General features: G+C 55.0%; 14 protein-coding genes. 10 read left to right on the plus strand and 4 right to left on the minus strand.

Translation table 11 applies throughout. From position 1 onward, the window contains the following. Positions 1-6: 6 nt before the first annotated feature. Positions 7-573: a hemerythrin domain-containing protein gene (locus AC2FD9_RS04695; protein WP_282118908.1), complete on the minus strand. Its 567-nt coding sequence runs from the start codon at positions 571-573 to the stop codon at positions 7-9. Positions 574-925: 352 nt separating this feature from the next. On the opposite strand from AC2FD9_RS04695, the gene AC2FD9_RS04700 reads away from it, so the two are divergent. Then, the gene (locus AC2FD9_RS04700; protein ID WP_496835638.1) at positions 926-1,960 is read left to right on the plus strand and encodes an AraC family transcriptional regulator; all 1,035 of its coding nucleotides are present in this window, start codon (positions 926-928) and stop codon (positions 1,958-1,960) included. 728 nt (positions 1,961-2,688) lie between these two features. Here the strand turns inward: AC2FD9_RS04700 and AC2FD9_RS04705 are convergent. Both AC2FD9_RS04705 and AC2FD9_RS04710 read right to left on the minus strand, forming a co-directional pair. Beyond that, positions 2,689-5,889: a DUF8508 domain-containing protein gene (locus AC2FD9_RS04705; protein ID WP_496835640.1), complete on the minus strand. Its 3,201-nt coding sequence runs from the start codon at positions 5,887-5,889 to the stop codon at positions 2,689-2,691. 560 nt (positions 5,890-6,449) lie between these two features. Next, positions 6,450-7,463: a helix-turn-helix transcriptional regulator gene (locus AC2FD9_RS04710; RefSeq protein WP_496835641.1), complete on the minus strand. Its 1,014-nt coding sequence runs from the start codon at positions 7,461-7,463 to the stop codon at positions 6,450-6,452. Between the two features lie 112 nt (positions 7,464-7,575). On the opposite strand from AC2FD9_RS04710, the gene AC2FD9_RS04715 reads away from it, so the two are divergent. From AC2FD9_RS04715 to AC2FD9_RS04730, 4 genes are all read left to right on the plus strand, one after another. Then, positions 7,576-8,652, plus strand: a complete 1,077-nt coding sequence (locus AC2FD9_RS04715) for an alpha/beta hydrolase (protein WP_496835643.1) — start codon at positions 7,576-7,578, stop codon at positions 8,650-8,652. A 47-nt stretch (positions 8,653-8,699) separates the two neighbouring features. Next, positions 8,700-9,500, plus strand: coding sequence for an efflux RND transporter periplasmic adaptor subunit (locus AC2FD9_RS04720; protein WP_496835645.1), 801 nt, complete (start codon positions 8,700-8,702; stop codon positions 9,498-9,500). A 55-nt stretch (positions 9,501-9,555) separates the two neighbouring features. Beyond that, a complete protein-coding gene (locus AC2FD9_RS04725; protein ID WP_496835647.1) occupies positions 9,556-10,818 on the plus strand; it encodes an MFS transporter in 1,263 nt (420 codons plus the stop codon). 125 nt (positions 10,819-10,943) lie between these two features. Next, complete coding sequence (locus AC2FD9_RS04730; protein WP_282118915.1) at positions 10,944-11,945, plus strand: calcium:cation antiporter; 1,002 nt, start codon at positions 10,944-10,946, stop codon at positions 11,943-11,945. 221 nt (positions 11,946-12,166) lie between these two features. Here AC2FD9_RS04730 and AC2FD9_RS04735 read toward each other — a convergent pair whose 3' ends face one another. Then, entirely contained in the window at positions 12,167-12,820 is a 654-nt protein-coding gene (locus tag AC2FD9_RS04735; protein WP_170385853.1) for a GntR family transcriptional regulator, read from the minus strand. Here AC2FD9_RS04735 and AC2FD9_RS04740 point away from each other — a divergent pair. The 5 genes from AC2FD9_RS04740 to AC2FD9_RS04760 all read left to right on the plus strand — a co-directional run bounded on the left by AC2FD9_RS04740 (position 12,819) and on the right by AC2FD9_RS04760 (position 19,006). After that, positions 12,819-14,120 (plus strand): Gfo/Idh/MocA family protein, encoded by a 1,302-nt coding sequence (locus tag AC2FD9_RS04740; RefSeq protein ID WP_496835650.1) that lies wholly within the window; start codon positions 12,819-12,821, stop codon positions 14,118-14,120. The two genes, AC2FD9_RS04735 and AC2FD9_RS04740, sit on opposite strands and share 2 nt — an antisense overlap. Before the next feature lie 91 nt (positions 14,121-14,211). Continuing rightward, on the plus strand, positions 14,212-15,222 hold the full coding sequence (locus AC2FD9_RS04745) for a sialic acid TRAP transporter substrate-binding protein SiaP (protein WP_282118917.1): 1,011 nt from the start codon (positions 14,212-14,214) through the stop codon (positions 15,220-15,222). Positions 15,223-15,252: 30 nt separating this feature from the next. Then, positions 15,253-15,828, plus strand: a complete 576-nt coding sequence (locus AC2FD9_RS04750; RefSeq protein WP_496835652.1) for a TRAP transporter small permease — start codon at positions 15,253-15,255, stop codon at positions 15,826-15,828. Further along, positions 15,825-17,120: a TRAP transporter large permease gene (locus AC2FD9_RS04755; protein ID WP_170328647.1), complete on the plus strand. Its 1,296-nt coding sequence runs from the start codon at positions 15,825-15,827 to the stop codon at positions 17,118-17,120. The genes AC2FD9_RS04750 and AC2FD9_RS04755 overlap by 4 nt, the downstream gene beginning before the upstream one ends. Beyond that, positions 17,120-19,006 carry a bifunctional sugar phosphate isomerase/epimerase/4-hydroxyphenylpyruvate dioxygenase family protein gene (locus tag AC2FD9_RS04760; protein WP_282118919.1) on the plus strand — a complete coding sequence of 629 codons (1,887 nt, stop codon included), beginning with the start codon at positions 17,120-17,122 and terminating at the stop codon, positions 19,004-19,006. Before AC2FD9_RS04755 ends, AC2FD9_RS04760 begins: the two co-directional genes overlap by 1 nt.

The following is a 19,006-nucleotide window of genomic DNA, read 5'->3' on the forward strand; positions in this document are numbered from 1 at the left end:
GCGGCCTTATCCTCTTAGGCGGTGGTGCAGGATGATTGGAACCGCAAGGTCTTCCTCATCGCTCAGGTGGCGTTTCAGAAAGGCCTCGATGGCCTCCGAGGTGTCGCGCAGAGATCCAACTTCGGATCGGGCCTGAGCCTCATCCAATTGAATGAGCTTGATCACACGATTGGCCGTCCGTGTGTATTGGTCAAGGACCAGATCGAGATCGGCATGGTCCTTTTCCAAAACCTTCAGTCCGGCGTCAAAGCGGGAATCCGCGGCAGAAAGCTCGGGGAAGTAGCTATGATCTTCCCAACCGTGATGGCCGTGCAAGTTTCCAACAAGCGCGTTTCCGTAATAGGAAAGGCGCGCGGCATACTCTTCGGGGGACAGGTCCTTTTCAAGATAGCTTTCTGCATCAGAGCGAACCAGCCGAGCAAGGCGCCGAAACATCAGATGGGCACCCAGCCAATGGCGGGTTTTCTCGGTGAAGCCGGGGTGTGCTTCCCAGCTGTCGCGTGGATATTGTTCGAGCAAGATCTGCATCTCGCCCGGCATATCGGCGGTGCGAATGTCGTATGTATCAAGCATGCGCTTACTCCTTTCCGCAAACATGTGTGTGCTGAAAACTCGCACCGTTAGGCTCAAAGATGCACAGTTGGTGTCTATCTCTGCACATCGTCAAAAGTTGTGTCGATCAAATCGGCTATCTTGCATGGCGCGTTCAATCTTAAGATTGTCACGACGGCGGGTGCCAATGGAGCGAAGGTGACCCCGGTGGCGCAAGGCCGCAAGATTATGCGGCAGCAGACATTCGTTTGCCTGCCCTTCTAGCGACAACCAAACGATTGCTTGGCATAGCTTTTGCAGCCTGTCTATTATCGCCCAAAACACAAAGCGCCCAAGTTAAATGGGGTGTTTCAGTCTCGGGCGGTATGGCAACATGAGTGAGAACAAATTGAATTCTGATAGCGAAACTTGGAATGTTCCAGGTTTTGGCGTGCATCACATTGCCAAGCTTCTGGGAAACCGTGGTTCGGATATTGTTACGCTTCTGAGATCGGCCAACCTACCCGTTGACCTCCACGAAACCCCACCGGATTTTGTTGATATCCGGAATGAGCTTCGCCTCCTAGAGCTTGCCATTGAAGAGACCGGGGACCCCCTATTTGCAATCTCCGCAGGAAAAACATTTAACCCCAGAAAAACGACACTTCTTAGCTATGTCGTTTTGAACTCTCCGACCGCTGGCGACGCAATTGAGAAGGCAGTGACCTACGCGCGCCTGGCGCGGGGTTTCGCCAAACTGTCATTTTATGAAGAAGAGCGTGGCATGTTCTTGGAGATAGATTCTATCGCTGAACTAATGCGTTCTGACGGAGCTCATAATGAGTTTCGAATATCCGCTTTCTTGACCAGTATTCAGATTGCAGCTGAAGCGCCCTTGCCAGTCCTTGAGATACGTTTTCCGCATGAATTGACCGAAGAAAGGCAATCCGAAATCTCCGGTGCTTTAGCGGTCAATATCAAACAGCGTCAAAGGGTTCCGGGTATCTTGTTTGACAAGACAGTGATGGATATTCCGATCAAAGATACAGACCCCGCATTGCTTCTGCATCTAGAAAAACATGTGCAGACTTTGATGAAGGATTTGCCGCCCACAATCGGCGAAACAAGTTCTTTGGTGCAAAGCGAGATTACGGCGCGACTGTCTTTTTATGCTCCTACACAAGATGAAATCGCGAAGACGCTGGGGATGAACATCAGTACACTCGGACGCAAACTTGCCAAAGAAGGCACAACCTACAAACAACTGCTGAAGGACATTCGCGCAAGGCTGGCAGAACAGTATCTTGATGACCCTAAGCTAAGTTTTTCCGATATTGCTTTTGCGCTCGGTTACTCTGACCAGGCTGCGTTTACCAATGCCTACAAGACCTGGACGGGCCAATCTCCGGGTAGTGTTCGAACAGTTTAGGTGATCTCAGGGCATGCAACTCGGTTGGTAAAGTGATCTCGGGCAAGAAAGCGGATGGTGATCTATTTAGACTTAGCCTCAGGCATCCGCTTTTTATGTGTCAGCGCGTTTATGAGAAGGCATCACTGCATGAATCACAAGAGTCGGAATTCGAAAGCTCTGGTGTCACCTGGAAGCCGGGGCCGGACAGATTTACGGTTTGTTGGTCGATGTCACCCAACGGGTGCGCCGAGGACATTCCAGCACTTACGATCAGTGCGAACACGGTAGCAGATGCAATTATTACTTTTTTCATTTCTTGGTCCCTTTCGGTTGAGCGTGCTTGAAACGCTTTGTGTGCATTCAATTTGGCATTCTGCGGCTCAGGTTTATTGCGATTGCACGTCAAGGTTTTGAGAAAAGACATCAAGCTAACGTCGGTTCGCGTCGTCGCCTTGAGAACATTGATCAACACGGCATGGGGTCGCTTTGAGCCCATTTTGATCAATGCTGTGCAAGGCGTGAATGGCCGGTAGCCATAACAAAGCTGCGGATGGAGTTCTTACAGGTCGTCAGATGGGATCAAACCTGCACGGTTCAGCAGCCAGGCTTTTTTTTGCAACCCACCACGTTCACTAAATCACTTAGGCTAAAATTCTCTGTTCGAGTTCTTTGGTGTTCGCGATGCGGTTGGATCCGGCAGTGGTATGCCACACGGTGGTACAGGGGTGACCCCGTGTGGCATTGTCTTACGCAATCAAGTTTTGGTCGATCACCTCGAACGAGAATTCGTCGACTGTAAACATAGTGTCGTCGATCGCTGACAGCTCTACCGCATCAAAGGTTGTGCGCCCGAGTGAGCCCGAGAAATCACCGTCGTCGGCATCCGCCACCATGGTGCCGACAAGAACACCGTCATCATAGAAGGCAACCTCGACTTCACCGCTGCCGTGACTGTCGCCAAAGCTGAAGATGAATTCCACCGCTTCTAGGTCCGTGTCCTCCAACGCAATTCTGAGGCTTTCGTCACCGTCAACCGATGCAGCATCGCGGCTAAACAACGAGTCGTCGAATGAGAACACGCCAATCGCCCCATGCTTGATCGCGACCAGTTCAAAATCGGTCGGATCGACCGCATCTACCTTGATACCCACATCCGAAAACGTCAGGCTGTTCCGAACCGGACCGAGCTTGTCGACATCCACGACTTCGCCATCGATGCTCTCAAAGGCTTTGGTTTTGAACCAGCGACCGGCCTCGAACTCAACCGCCAAACTCTGGGTTTCTGGAATGAACAGGCTTGCCACCATGGGATCGTGATCCGAGGCGCGCCCGCTGGTTGCGGCGAACTCTGAATTGACGTGGACGATGTCAACCTGTGCGCCGGAATGCAGATCCTCGGACACCAGAATATGATCCAACGACTGGCTGTTGCCCTGAAACTCAAAGCTATAGCGTTCGTCTTCCGGGATATCGTTTGTAAGGTTGACGAGGTCGGTATTGGCCTCAAGGTCAGCTACGGGTGAGACAAATTCAAACTCGTTGAAGTCACCCAACACAACAGCATTGGCGCCATCACCCAGCCCGTTGACGAAATCCTGAACGGCCTGGCTCTGGGCCTGGCGCTCATCCAGACTGCCGTTCACATCAACGTCTTCTTGGCGAGCGGCAAAGTCCTGTTCGGTTCCCAGAATGGGCGCGGAACCACCTTTTGATGAAAAGTGGTTATTGACCACCGTGACGGTTTCACCGTTGAAGACAAAATCAGCGACCAATGGCAAACGTGCGCCCTCAAATGCCTCGCCTTCACCTTGCCCACTGATGGTCTGCACGGATCCTTCCACTAACGAGACACGATCAGGATTGTAGAGAAAGGCGGTTCGGATGTTGCCGCCGGGCTGACCCCCGGATGTTCCGTCCCCGATAAAGGTGTTGTCGATCACCTCATAAGCCGGACCACCTGCCGCCAGGATAGCCGCGGCCAGTTCCGCCAGGGTTTCGGACGCCGAGACTGTTCCGTCATCGTCCGAGCCCGAATTGTCCTGCACCTCTTGCAGACCAATGATGTCTGGGCTGTTGAGGTTATTGGTGATCTGCTCGGCAATGGCGGCAAACCGACCGTCGGCAACGTCCTGATCGCCGTCGCCATCATTGGGGTCGAGGTTAAGAACATTGTATGTGGCAATCGTCAGCTCGTTGCTTGAACTGGCGAGGGTGGTCGTTTCCTGTTCCAACCCGGCTGACTGGATATTCGGTGTAAAATCCTCGGTCGGCAGGATTTCGTAATTTCCGAAACTATAGCCCACAACACCCGTGACGTCGCCAAGGTGATCGCCGACATTCACTGTGGGAAAGTCGAAATCGAAAATCCCACTGTCTTCGTCGATCTGGATTTTCTCAGGATTGAAGTCGTCTGGTGAGATATTGAGCGTTCCGCGCTCTGAAAGACCAGTTGCGCCACTGCCCTGATCGGCAACCGCAAAGATTTCACCGAACCGGCTGGTTCCGCTGACGGCTTGCAAATCCGTTGCAGTCACGCGCATCCCTTCCAAGCTTTCGAAGAAGTCGATGCCATCCTGGGTTGGATCGAATGAGGCAAACGCATCATCGTCGATGCTTTGATTGGGCACCGCCCGCTCACCCGGATCATTGCCAATCAAAACCGCCTCGGGCAAATCATTGCCCGATGACTGCACCTCAAGATTAAAAACATTGGTCAGTTGGGTGGTCGGTAGGTTGCCACTGCCTGTGCCGCCGGGAAAGAACTCGGCAACGGTTCCGCCCACGGAAATGGCGTCACCTACTGACACTATAGGGCTTGATCCGGTGAACACGAAAATCGCGTCTGAGGTCGCATCGTTTCCGTCGCCTTCCGGATCCTGAAGATAGAATCCGTTGGAATCTACCGCAGTGACGATGCCACTGGTTGAAACCATATCGCCCAGAACGTTTGATGGGCCGGCAGGCAAGTCCTCGAAGAATTCGGCAACCGTTTGTCCATCTGCCAGAACAAATTCAGACACATGGCCTGAGCCCTGGATTTCATAGATTGACACTATTTCGATGTCGCTGGCCGAGATGGATACCTCGACAACAGGGGCCAGAATACCGTCAAAGGCGGGATCGCCCGAGGTTACCGTGTGCTGAATGTCCGCGACCTCGGCTGCTTCGGGCAGATCGTCGTCAACGGCCGTGACTATGACCTGTTGTGGCTGATCAAAATTGGTCGCGTCAAAAACCAATTCGGTTGGTGCAACGTCAAGATCAGCTCCTGCGGCTATGGTGATCGTGACGGGTTGCTCGGGCGCGACAGACAACGTGACTTCATAACTATCCGCCATGCCCCCTTCATCGGCCGCCAGGTCCAGATCATTTATGATGACCGATGGTGAAGGCGCGGCATCCGTGACCTTAAAGCCTGCAGGCTCAACATCTTCAATTCTGGAATTGTCGGTCGTCCAGTTGGCGGGATCGTTAATGGCGGCCTGCAATTCAGCTTTGGTACCGGTAAGCGGGCCGGAATAAACACCGTTATCGGTTTCGGTGAGGGCGATTGCGCTGGTGCCGACTGTCAGCCCCGAGGGCAGTGCAGACGTATTCGACGATGTTGCGTCAGCCTCATATCCGTCTTCATTGAAATGAACCGATGCGACAAAACTGGGCGTGTCGTCGTCACCCTGATACGCGTGGATCTGATCGCCGCTGGCCGAAAAGTTTGGCCCGGTAAATGCGGGGTTTATAACTGTACCCGCAGCGATGTTCGCAGGTGCCGTCCAGACGAATATACCCTCACTGCTGCGGAATCCGCCGGCTGCAAACCAACCGTTATCAGTGAATTTGATCTCAGTTCCTGCCTCGATGTCGGTCAAAGCAACAAATGTGAACTCGTCGGGGTTGTCGGAATTGAACCCAGTAAACGCAATATCACCCGCAGCCAATGTAGTAACCATGTGAGCCTCGCTTTTTGATCTGGTGAATGGATGGCGGGTCGATATGCGACTCGCCTCAGCACAACCTAAGGTAGCTTAACCTGACGATGTTAGTTAATTGGTTGTACGGAGCAGGCCTAATACGGCGGAGCTTTGCCGCCTGAAAACGCGGCATCCTTTTCATCCGTGCTCGGCTGTCCAACATCTGTCACCTGAGGTCAGGGTTTTCCGCCGAAACGGCGGCACAAAACGGCCTGTGACGAACGAAATCGTGATCCCACCTGACAAGCGATGGATTTCTAGCCGGACGAGCTGCGATTTGTATCAGACGGTAAAAGGAAATTTATGGCTGGGGTGGTAGGATTTTTTGTCAACATATTGAAAATTAACAAAATAAAGGAAATGTGGCCAATGGGTAGTGTTCGGAAATTGGTTTGAGTCCAGTATTGTGCCTCACTGTTCTGCTTTTGACATTTTGGACGTTAGCGAGTTCGCCGGTCATACGACTTGCGCGGGATCGGACGGAAACTGAACCTTCGCTGTGCATTGCGCCAGTGTCCGCTCCATTGAGGCCTTGCTACCTACGTACCGCTCAATTTGCGAAACTTAGATGGTGAAATTCCAAACCAGCTGGCAAATGTGCGGCGGAAGCTGTTGACCTCGCTGAAACCAAGATTGAAGGCAACCTCCGCGACAGAAAGGTCAGTGCCCGACAGCAGCGACCTGGCTCGATCTGTCTGTTCAGCCACACGGATCTCTTTGAAACTGGTGTTCTCCGCAGTGAGTTGCCGTTGCAGCTTGCGTACGCTGACACCCAATGTGGCCGCCACCGTTTCGATGTCGGCGTGCCCCATGGCGAGTTGCGTGCGCAAGGCGTTCCCAACCACCTCTTTGGTGGTTGAGGGCGTTTGCCGCGACCGCACATCGCGGATGCCTGCCAACGTCATCGCCAGCCTCTCATCGGTTGTCCGCGGATTAGGGGTTTCGATTTCTGACAGAGGGATCGCAATGCTGGCGGCGGATCCCCCCACACGCACCTCTGCATTATAGATGTACTGCAGCGCGGTTTCGGTGCCTCGGTGCAACTCTGGCATCTCAACCCAGCTCGGCCGCCAGCGGCGTCCACAGAACTCGCGCACCACAGACTGCAGCACAAACGGTAGGTCCTGATCGATCAAATTTGCCCCGGCGATTCCGCCGAGCATGGCATCAAACCCAAGCACAAAATGATCGCCAACCACGCGGGTGCGCATAACTGACCCCCGTTGCAGGAACGGCAGGATTTTTTCGGCCCGCACCAGGGCCACATCCAGTTTCGGCGCACCGAGCACATAGTCTGCGTAGGCCCCAAAGGAGGCGTAATGGAAGTCTTGCGTGATATAGGCACCGATGTGTTTTTCGGAGATCTTCAGGCTGGCGGCTTGCATGAACCGCGCCTGAAGTCGATAGGGGAGGAACACCGTCGGGTCTTCCATTACTGCTCGTGTCAGCCCGGCTTCCTTCAGCGCATGTTCGGACACCCGCGGCGATGCAATTTGGTCAAGCCCTTGTAGCGCGGGGCGAAACGCCAAGGTGCTTTGCAAAACCGTGTCCATGACGGATAGTTTGTCGTGAAATGATCACTTTTGGAAGTGGCGTGGCCTCCCCCCGCAAATTACCTTCAGTTTAGCGAAACGAACAACCCAAACTGAAAGTTGGAGACCAAATATGAAACGCCGTTCCGTCCTGAAAGTTGTTCTGACAAGCGCACTGATTGCGGCTCTTTCGGTGCCTGCGGCCGCCACCGCAGACAGCGCAAAACCCGTGATTGAAGGTCTGCCAATGGCGGCGCGGACCGCACCGGTTCCTGCGGGCGTGTCCCCGGAATTGGCTGGGCTCATCGAAAGCCGTCAAGTTGGTGCGCATGCCGATACGCCATCCTCCACCGAGCAATGGCTTGCGTTGCAAGCTGAGTTTGACGCTGCCTCCCTGCAAGGGGTCGCACGTTTGCTTGAGATGACCGGCGCTCAATTCGCCATCGAGAACGTGGCGGGGGTGACCACCTACCGTGTCACGCCAATCACCATTGATCCCCGGTGGGCGGACACCGTTTTTGTGCATGTGCACGGCGGGGCCTTCGTTTTTAATGGTGGTGAGGCCGCCATGGCCGAAGCGATCTGGATGGCGCATGGTTTGGGTGTTGAGGTGGTGTCTGTCGACTATCGCCGCCCACCGCTGCATCCGTTTCCTGCTGCAACAGATGATGTGATCGCCGTGTGGCAGCAAGTTATCAAGGACCATGATCCAGCCAAAGTTGCGATGTTTGGCACATCTGCGGGGGGCAACCTGGTGTTGTCGACGGTTTTACAACTGCGCGACATGGGCACCCCTTTGCCTGGAGCCATTATGGCAGGCACGCCCGCTGTGGATCTGGCGCAGACGTCGGACAGCTGGATCACGTTGCAGGGTCTTGATCCGCTTGGCGCCCGCGAGGGTGTGATTGAAGGCACGTTTGACATTTATGCGGACGGTACCGACCGCACCGATCCGCGACTGTCCCCGATCTATGCCAATCTGGACAACCTACCGCCGACGGTTCTTCTGACCGGCACACGCGACCTGTTGCTAAGCGACACGGTGCGCATGCACCGCGCCCTGCGCGCCGCCGGGGTTGCCGCCGATCTGCATGTCTACGACGGCCAGTCACACGGCGACTACATGGCAGGTTTCTTCGTGAACGCGCCAGAGACTCATGACGCTTGGCGTGAGCTCAACACCTTCTTTGACCTGCATCTGAGTGACTAACCATGACTGGTTTTGCAAAACTCCCACTTCTGCTGTTGGGTCTTCTGATGACACACAGTGCCCACGCAGAGCCTGTGAAAGACTTCACCAACATGCTCGCCGCAGAGACATTTGCCGGACGGATAGAGGCCAGTGAGAGCGCCCTTGTGGCCAATTCGGTGCGCGGCATCCTCGCGGCGGTGCATTTCAAGCCGGGCGATACGGTGGAGAAAGGCCAATTGCTGTTTGAAATTGCGGCCCCGGCTTACGAACAAAAGCTCGCCGCAAGCCGTGCGGTCGAAAACCGTCGTGAGGCCGAATTGGCAACAGCGGAGGCCGAGGCGCGACGGCAGGCGAAACTTGGCACGCGCGATGTGGTTTCCGAACAGGCCGTTCAAGACGCTATGGACCGGCTGATACTGGCCAAGGTGGCGTTGCAAGAGGCGCAGGTGCACCGTGCATTGGCAGAGCTTGAGCTGGCTTCGACACAGATCAGGGCGCCGATTTCGGGGCAAATTGGGCTCGCCCGCAAACAGGTGGGCACCTATCTGGACACAGAAAACGGTCAAGCGCTGGCGCAGATTGTGCACACAGACACGGTCCGAGTCGTGTACGGAATGCCGTACAAATCCCTGATCGCGCTGGACCAGTCGACGCCAGAGGGCCTGAGTGCTCTGATGGAGCGCTTTCAGGTCGACTTGCATTTGCCAGGTGACGTTCAGCCACTGGCACAGGGTGGCCGCGTGCTTTTTGCTGAAAGCGTGCTGGCCGCGAACGAAACCCTGCGCATCTGGGCGGAAATCCCAAATCTTGAGCGCGGCCTTATTCCCGGCTTGAACGTCGAAGTCAAAGTTAGCTTTCCAAACTAAAGCAGGTCGCGCGTCAGGCGCGCCTCACTTTTCCTCTCTTTCCTGGAGCAGTTCCATGGCCCGGTTCAGCGATCAAATCCACACCCTGAAATACCTGTTTATCGCGGTCGCGGCGATACAGCTGGTGACTGCGGCATCGGGCACCATCGTCGCGCTCTATTTTGCCCAAACCGGCGCGTCTCAGGAAATCGCTGCGCTGGCGCCCGCTGCTTACTCGTTGGGATTCCTGATCGGCTGTTTCTACATTGCAGGCTGGATCACCAGCATTGGACATATTCGTGCATTTTCTGCGGGGGCGGCCATATGCACCGCTGCCGCCCTGCTTTTTTCCGTGACTGAAAACGAGCCCACGCTGCTAATCGTGCGCCTGATGACCGGCGTTGCAACCGCGGGCCTTTTTGCCATCGGTGACGCCTGGATCAGCGAAACCGTCGACGAAAAATCGCGGGGCCGATTGCTTGCCGTGTTTGCCATTGTCCTCGGGTTGATGTCGGTTCTCAGTCAGGTTCTCGTAATCGTTACACCCGACGACCTGAACCAGTCTTTTGTGCTGATGTCCTTGCTCTACTGTCTGGCAATTGTGGTGATCGCCGCGACGCCCAGCACGCCGCCCGAGGGCAAAGAACGGGCGAATGTACGCTTCAAGGCGCTGTTTCAAGACGCGCCCACTGCCGCTCTCGGCGCGCTCACCGTTGGTATCGTGTCCACAGTGTTCATGAATGTTGTGCCGTATCGGGCGGCTGTCATTGGCATTGATGCCACGGATGTGGCTATTGGCATCGCTGCTATTTACGTCGGGCGTATCCTGTTTCTCTATCCGCTTGGATTTGTGTCAGACCGCATGGATCGGCGCCGCGTCATTGTAGTGACGGCGACAGTCGCAACCGGCGCCCTTGCGGCCTTCGCCACTTTCGCCACTGGCGACGGTGCGCGCTACTCAGCCATCGTGGGCACACCACTTTACATTGCAATGCTCGCCGGATTGATCCTCCTGGGCGGATCGATGCTCACCCTCTACTCGCTGCTTTTGGCTCACGCGATGGACCGCACTGTGCCCGTCTATGTCGCGTCCAGTGCTGTCACAATGCTGTTTGTCTTCACTATCGGCGGCATTGCAGGCCCTCTCATGACCAGCGCGCTTTCGGCGGTATTTGGCGATGCGGTCATGGGCTGGATTCTTGTACTTGCGATGGCCGTCTTCGCGGGCTTCTCCGCTTTCAGGATCAAAACAGTGGCCCCGGCTGCCAGAGCGGAACAAACCCACTTTAAGGCGACCGAAACCACCAGCCTCAAATCCGTCCCCACCCAGAAACGGTAAGGTAGGAGACCACCACCTCCACAAACCTCTTTCGCGCAGAAAAAGCCACTCTACTCATCTGGCTCGTATTTGTTGCCATGACCTTCGCCGGCGACCTCATCAAGCCAACGGCCATGGGTTCCAGCATGTCCTGGCTACTGCTGGGCGGTATTTTTGGGGTGATGCTGTCCGCGGTCTTCCGCGTGGTGCACCACGCCGAGTGCTTGGCCGTCATCTTTGGCGAGCCTTATGGCACATTGATCCTGACATTGTCGGTGATCGGCATCGAAGTGGCTCTGATCACAGCTGTTATGCTGACCGGAGACAACAACCCGACACTGGCTCGGGACACTATGTTTTCCGTGTTGATGATTGTCATGAACGGATTGGTTGGTCTCAGCCTGCTGATTGGGGGGCTGCGGCACGGGCTGCAGGTGTTCAACCTCTCGGGTGCTAATGCCTACCTTGTGGTGCTGTTGCCAGTGGCCATCGTCAGCCTCGTCTTGCCAAGCTTCACCACTTCCGCCCCGGGCGGTGGTCTGTCGGCTCTGCAAACTGTCTTCATGATCGCCATGTCCGTGGTGCTCTATGGGATTTTCCTCGTCTATCAAACCGCCGGCAAACCCGAGATTTTTCGACAGCCTGAGGAAGACCTGCCAACAACCGGTGGCTCGGATGCGCATCATCTGGAAACCAAAAGCATCGGTTTCCATGTTCTTTGGTTGGTGCTGGCGATGTTGCCCCTGGTTTTGATGTCCAAAAAACTGGCACTGTTTGTCGATTTCAAATTGCTGGAATTTGGCGCACCTGTCGCGTTGGGTGGCTTTCTGGTTGCCGCCATGATCCTGACACCCGAAGCCCTCGCCGCGCTGGACGCTGCGCGGGCCAACAAACTGCAACGGGCCGTGAACATCTGTCTGGGGTCGGCTTTGGCAACCATTGGCCTAACAGTGCCCGCTGTGCTGATCGCGGCACATTTTGTTGCGCTTCCCATCGAACTTGGGCTCGGCGGCGCGGAAATCGTCCTCCTGGCCCTGACAATAGGGATCAGCATCCTGACCTTTGTCGGAACCCGCACCAACGCGCTTCAGGGTGTCGTGCATCTGGCCGCCTTTATGACCTATGTGTTCCTGATATTTGACTCATGACCGTAGGTTTAAGTTGCGTTGGGTGAGCTCAAAAGGCAGCCCCTCACTGGCGGCTTCTTGCACCAGACCGAGTTTAATATTGCTAATTCGGACCTTCACTGCCCGACGCGTGAAGGTCCGCTTTGGGCCGTTCACAAACTTCTCGATTTAGATGTAGAATTATGAGTTATTCCCTGCCAAATCGACCTGAAGACGTCGAAGCACGCAATCAGCATGCCGCCTTACATAGCCTCTAACGTGTGGGTGAGGCCGTTTCGGATGTGATCTTCCAACAGTTTCTTGGCCATATTCGCGTCTCTGGCCAATGCGGCATCGAACATGTGTTTGTGTTCTTTGGCTGCTACCTCACCTCGATAGGTCAGTACGAGCATCTGGTAGCGAAGATATTTGTCATAGATGATTGAGTGAAGGGATAGAAGATTCTTGGAGTTGCAGGCTGCTATCATTGCTTGATGAAACTCCGAGTCGTACCTCTTCCAGGTTTCTTTCTCAGAGTCATCTCCTTTGAGAAGCCGCTGCTCCATCAAATGCAGCTTATGATGCGCGGCGACGAGGTTCCCCTCCCAATCCGTGTCACCATTCTCGATGGATAACTCCAACGCGTGGCATTCCAACAGGACACGCAGCTCTGATATCTCGATCAGGTCTTCACGGGAGACCGGTGTAACCAGGAACCCCCGTTGCTCAGGAGCTTCGACAAATCCGTCGCTGGCGAGCCTGTTCAGCGTTTCACGAAGTGTCGAAAGGCTTGCCGAGTAGCGTTCCTTCAAGGCGTCCAGCTTCAGTTTGGAGCCAGGCTGCAACTCCCCGAAGATGATGTCCCGCTTGATGCGCTGATAGGTACTTGCACCTATCGTAGACGGCTGTTTCGCCATGCGTTTCACCCGATATTATCAGTTTCCTCGTTCAATTAGCATTTTTCAGAGACATCAGCAATCCAAACTGATGTATGGTAAAAATAAAAATATCATACATTATTGCGGAATCGCGAAAACCCCAATACGGTCGTGGCCAAGTTGGGCAAAGCAGCCCGATCGCAATCATCGGTTTCGGGATTTTCCGGACCCTCCGGAAGGAAGCAAAGTGTCTAAGAATTTTCGCATTGCCATTGTCGGCATTGGTCTTGTTGGACGCCGCCACGCAGACGCTATCCGAGCGTTGCGCCATGTTGATCTCGTCGCGGTGGTCGACCCCGGCGATGAAGGTCGTGCCTACGCCGTTGAGCACGGGGTCGCATGTTACGGGACCCTCGAGGAAATGTTTGCAAATCAAACTCCGGACGGAGCTGTTCTTGCGACCCCGACCACACTTCATGTCGAACAAGGCCTCACGTGTGTTCGAAATGGGTGTCCCGTACTTGTCGAAAAACCGATCGCCGTAGAAGCCACCGCTGCACTTGAGCTTGTTCAAGCAGCGGAGAAGGCCAATGTGCCACTGATGGTCGGACATCATCGTCGACACAATCCTCTGATCCGGTCGGCTAAGGAAGCCATTGCCGATGGGAAGATTGGAGATGTGCGCGCTGTCCATGCGAATTGCTGGTTCTATAAACCAGACGAGTATTTTGATGCTGCGCCTTGGAGAAAGAAACCCGGTGCAGGGCCCATCTCGGTAAATCTTGTCCACGATGTGGATCTGCTGCGGTACCTGGCCGGAGAAGTCATGACCGTACAGGCTCAGTCGGCTGCATCGCAGCGGGGTTACGACAACGAAGATGTTGCCGGTGCTCTATTGACGTTCGAAAGCGGAGCGATAGGGACCATAAGTGTGTCCGACAGCATCGTTGCTCCATGGAGCTGGGAAATGACGTCTCAAGAGTATCCAATCTATCCTTCAATCACTGAGAGTAGCTATATGATAGGTGGCTCTCATGGTTCGTTGTCTGTTCCCGATCTTCGATTGTGGAGTTACCAGAGTGAGCAAAGGGACTGGTGGACACCTATTTCATCGACCGCGCTGAAGAAGGGTGCGTCTGACCCTCTGGTCAATCAGCTCAGGCACTTTGTTGAAGTAGCTCGGCACGAAGCAGTGCCGATTGTGTCTGGATGGGAAGGGTTCAGAACGCTTCAAGTTATTGAAGCTATTCAGAATTCTTGCAGAACTGGCGAGACTGTCAGGATAAGAAACCTTCAGGAAACGCAGCAACAGAGATTGCAGGTAATGAAAAATATCTGATATTTTGCAAAACATCTTGCAAAATGTCCAAAATAGGTCAAAACTCTGAATCGCAAAAAAGAAGCATCATGATGTCTCAGGGAGGAGCAAAGTGATTACCAAACTTACCCGCCGGGCTGCTGTATCAGCCCTGGTCGCAACCGGTGTTCTGTTTAGCGCAACAAGTGGTGCGCTGGCAGAAGACAAAGTACAACTACGCCTCGCAACATCAGGATCGGAGACCGATCAGCGTTCGGTCGCAATGGCCGAGGTTTTCGCGCCCATGGTCGCCGATTTCGCAAGCTATGAACCCAGCTATAACGGTACCATCTTCGCTCAGGGCACCGAGTTGGACGCCCTCAGCCGAGGCAACTTGGAAATGTCGATCACTTCGGCGCAGGAACTGGCACAGTTCTTCCCCGAGTTTTCGATCTTTACCGCAGGCTACGTGCATCAGGACGCGGCGCATCAGGTGGCCGTTTTCAACGACCCCTTGATGGATGCCTTCAAGCAAAAGGCCGAAGAGGAACTGGGCGTCAAACTCCTGTCAGTCATGTATCTCGGCCGACGTCAGGTGAACCTGCGCCAGCCAAAGGATGAGCTGACAATTGCGACGCCCGCCGATCTGGAAGGTGTAAACCTGCGGATGCCGGGCACCGATGCGTGGCAGTTCCTTGGCAAGGCACTGGGTGCTGCCCCGACACCAATGGCATTCTCTGAAGTCTATACGGCATTGTCGACCGGTGCCGTTGACGGTCAGGACAATCCGCTGCCGACCGTGGTTGATGCCAAATTCTACGAAGTGACCAATCAGATCGTACTGACATCGCACTTGGTTGATTTGAACTATATCGCCATTGGCAAACAGGTTTGGGATGGGCTGACCCCCGAACAACAGGCCAAGGTGCAGGAGGCTGCTGACGCAGCCGCTGAATCGGGTCGCCAGAAGCAGCTGCAAAAAGAAGAAGATCTGGTCAGTTTCCTCAAAGAACAGGGCATGGAAATCTACGAACCCGACCTCGCCGCGTTCCGCGATCAGGTACAATCGATGTACCTGGACAGCGAATTTGCGGGCGCTTGGCCGGAAGGCGTGCTCGAGCAGATCAACACTCTGGGCAACTAAATCTGAGTAGCGAAGGGAGGGAGAACCACAATGAAAGCCTTCATCAAGGGGTTCTCCCGACTGACCGAAGCGATTGCCGGCGGGATGCTGGCGGCAATCTTCCTGATATTCCTTTTACAAATCCTGCTGCGGTATTTCTTTACCCCCGCAGGATGGACCCTGGAACTGATCGGTATCTTGTGGGTCTGGGTGATCTTCTTCAGTTGCGCTTTCATAGTGCGTGAACGTGATCACGTGAAGTTCGACATCATCTACCTTTCGGTGCCGATGCGCGTGCGGCAGGTCTTTGCGATGCTGGCGGCCGCAGCGATTGTGGTCGGTATGCTCTACAGCTTCCTTCCGACGTGGGACTACATCGATTGGATGAAAATCCGCAAAACATCGACTGTCCGCAATCCGTTCTCCGGCGAGAAGATCCCGTTGCGCACAGTATTCTCGATTTACGCGGTATTCATGCTGGTCGTCGCAGCGCGATACGCATGGCTATTCTTCGACGTCATGCGCAATGGCCCACCAAAGACAGAGTTGGAACTGGTCGTCGGGTACAACGTGGTTGACGACCATCCCCGTGTCGACGTCGATGAGGACGAGGAAGTTAAGAAATGAGTTTTGAACTTCTTTCCTGCCTGCTCGCTCTCTTTCTTCTGGCAGGCATCGGGACACCTATCGGCTATTCCATCCTCTTGGCCTCATTAGTGTACCTGGGCACGGCCGGACTGGACGTCGCCCTCGCGGGCGAGAAGATCCTGCAAGGCTTCTACAAAAGCACGATCCTGCTTGCCGTGCCTTTGTTCATCGTCGCTGCGAATATCATGAACGCTGGGTCGATCACGGACCGTCTGTTGAACTTCTGCGTCGCTGCTGTCGGTCGTTTCAAGGGCGGCCTCGGGCACGTAAACGTAGTAGCGTCTCTGATCTTTTCGGGTATGTCCGGTTCGGCCGTCGCGGATGCTGCGGGGATCGGCAAGATCATCATTGAGATGATGACCAAGGATGGCCGCTACAGCCGAGGTTACGCAGCCGCAATCACGGCGGCGTCGGCTACGATTGGCCCGATCATTCCGCCCTCGATCCCGATGGTTTTGTACGCGCTCGTTTCCAAGGCCTCTATCGGGTCGCTGTTCCTGGCCGGTATTCTGCCGGGCCTGATCATGGGCGTCGTCCTCATGGCGATGAACTACTATCTGGCCGGAAAGCGGAACTTTGCATTGGAAGAACCTGTTCCACTGCGCGAATTGCCGGCTAAAACCGCCAACGCGTTTCCGGCACTGCTGATGCCCGCAATCCTGCTGTACGGCATATATGGCGGCGTCACCACTCCGACCGAGGCTGCAGCCGTGGCTGCGTTCTACGCCCTGCTACTTGCAGCGTTGTTCTACCGCGCACTGACCTTCCGTGGCCTTTATCAAGTGTTCGTCGACAGCGCGCGCTCTTCCGCGGCCGTCGGGGTGGTCATTGGTGGCGCGTTCATTCTGAACTTCATCGTCATTCAGGAGCAAATTCCTCAGTCGATCTCGGCGCTGCTGGAGGGTTCTGATGTAAGCCCGATTGTGTTCCTGATCCTGGTTAACCTGCTGATCCTTGCGTTGGGATGCGTGTTAGACGCAACAACGATCATCCTCGTGATTGTGCCCCTGTTCATTCCAACCTGCGAAGCGCTTGGGATTGATCTGGTGCATTTCGGAGTGCTGGTCGTCGTGAACTCGATGATCGGCCTGATCACTCCGCCTTATGGCATTCTACTCTTTGTGATCAACGCCGTGACGGACATTCCGCTGCGCGAAATCATCTCCGAAATCTGGGCCTTCCTCGCGGTTCTCATCTTCGCCCTGGTGATAATGATGCTGATGCCGGATCTGGTCCTGTGGTTGCCGCGTATGTTTGGATATCAGGGATAATGTGCCTCTCGGTTTCGACAACGTCGATCCCCGGTGATCTGGCCGAAAAACTGAGTGCTATCGCTGACGCGGGATTCGGAGGTGTCGAATTACACGAACCGGATTTGACCGCTTTTGACGGGCCGCCATCGCAAATTCGGAACATTGCATCAGATCTCGGCCTGAAGATTTGCCTGCTACAACCCTTCCATAACCTTGAAGGCCAGGCCGACGCCGGACGGGAGCGCGCCTTTGATCGGCTGAAGCGTAAACTCGACCTGATGAGCGATTTGGGAACGGAATTACTGCTTATCGGGTCTGCCTTCGAGGTCGATGCCGCTGCGACCGAAGAACAGGTAGTCGCAGATCTTGGCGAAGCGGCCCAGATCGCGAAAGAGATGGGATTGCGTCTGGCCTATATGGGCTTGCCGTGGTCAGATCTTATTCACTCGGATGAACAGGCGTTAGGCGTCGTTGAAGCTGTCGACAGCCCTCATCTGGGGTTGGCTTTGAACTCATTCTTCTCGCTCGCTGACGGGTCTAAACCCGCCCGCCTTCGAGACATTCCCGGAGAGCGGTTGTTCCATTTGCAACTGTCCGATGCACCCCGGCTTGAGATGGATATCCGCAGGCTCAAGCGGCACTTCGGGCTTTTGCCCGGTCTGGGATCGCTGAACCTTGCGGGCTTCGTGCGGGTGTTGTCCCGCGCCGGGTACAAGGGGCCCTGGTCCATCGCGCGCGTCAACGAAGCGGCCCCGCAACCGGGTGGTCGAACACTGGCCCGAGACAGCTACAGATCGCTGGTCAATCTGCTGGACGAGGTGTCGCGGACCGAGCCGGGAACCGATTTCGGCATCCCGAACCTGCCGGAACGCGTTTACGCGTCAGGCTTTGAGTTCGTCGAATTTACAGCCGACGAAACAAGCGGCGCGCAGCTGGCAGATATGCTGTCAGCAATGTGTTTTCGAATGGAGCGAAAACACGTCGCCAAGTCCGTCGAGCTGTGGCGGCAAGGCGCGATCAACATCGTTGTGAATACCGAAAAGGAAGGTTTTGCCCATTCGGCCTTCCTGGGTCACGGCCCTTCCGTTTGTGATATGGGGTTGCGTGTCAAAGATGCGGATCAGACGGTTCAGCGCGCGAACGCGTTGGGCGCGCCGAATTTCTCACAGCCGGTGGGAACAGGGGAACTGGATATCCCGGCCATTCGGGGCGTTGGTGGCAATGTTGTCCATTTCATCGATGAGAAATCCGATCTGCATCGGGTGTGGGATATCGAGTTCGAGCCAGTCGCCAAGACCAAAGCGATCCAGCCCGCCGGTCTGCGCCGCATCGACCATCTGGCACAGACGATGCGTAACGATGAGATGCAAAGCTGGCTGCTCTATTACATCTCGACTTTTGAGATGGCAAAATCCCCGATCGTGAACGTTGCCGACCCGTTGGGTGTTGTGCAAAGCCAAGCCATCGAAAGCCCCGAAGGCGAAGTGCGTTTAAACCTGAATGGTGCAGTTGGGCGTCGAACACTGGCGGCTTCATTCCTTGAAGACGGTTTTGGTGCCGGTGTTCAGCACATCGCCTTCCAGTCGGACGACATATTTGAAACCTCAGCCCAATTGCGGAAGTCCGGTTTTCCCAGCCTGTCCATCCCAGAAAACTACTACGCTGATCTGCAAGCGACATTCGGGTTAAGTGAAGACCTGATCGCCCAAATGCGCAGGGATAACATACTCTACGATCAGGCGGCGGGTGCCGAGTACTTTCAGATCTACAGTCGCCCCATTTTTAACGGCTTTTTCTTTGAAATTGTTGAGCGCCGAACTGCTTACGCCGGCTATGGCGCGCGTAACGCTGCGTTTCGATTAGCGGCGCAAACGCGACACCACGTGGCGGAAGGAACAACCTAA

It is taken from the genome of Ruegeria sp. YTSC230 (assembly GCF_059609665.1).